Consider the following 581-nt stretch of genomic DNA (forward strand, 5'->3'; position numbering starts at 1 on the left):
AAATCGAAGAGCTGCCAGAGTCTGACATTGAGATCATGGAAGAAATTGGCCGTCGTCGCGGTGCGCTACGAGCAGGTGGCCGAGTGGATCTTCATAAAGTATCTGAGATTCTACTTCACGAGCTTCGACAAGGTACACTAGGACAAATCACTCTTGAGCTTCCTGAGATGATTACTCAAGAACTGATCGAAGTCGAAATAGAAACGGCTCGCAAAGAAGAAGAGAAAGCGAAACGTAAGGAAGAACGTCGTAAACGTTACTTACGTAACAAACGCTAAGCTCTTTTTCTCACTCTATTCCTAGGCGCGATTTTCGCGCCTTTTTTGTCCGCCACTTTTACACCCAACTAGATAACCTCGCCTCATCAACGTAACCACTTTTTGTCGTATTTACGTGGAACTTTGTACTACATTTTTTACGGCGTACAAGCACAAAAAACCATGTTTATTTATTGAACACAAACTAGTTTAGACCCCCGTAGCCTAAGGAGTTACAGCCACCATCCAACCCTTAAATATCGAGTTTGCAAGCGCTAGCAAAGTTATGCAACTTGATTAGTGACACTCTCCCCAAAATCTTCA

The 581-nt window shown here is 43.4% G+C and carries 1 pseudogene; it reads left to right on the forward strand.

Annotated features, from left to right (window positions below):
• A pseudogene (locus R7R24_RS28900) lies at positions 1-278 on the forward strand (ribosome biogenesis GTPase YlqF); the annotation flags it as partial.
• Positions 279-581: the final 303 nt, after the last annotated feature.

This window comes from Vibrio sp. 704, assembly GCF_033339295.1.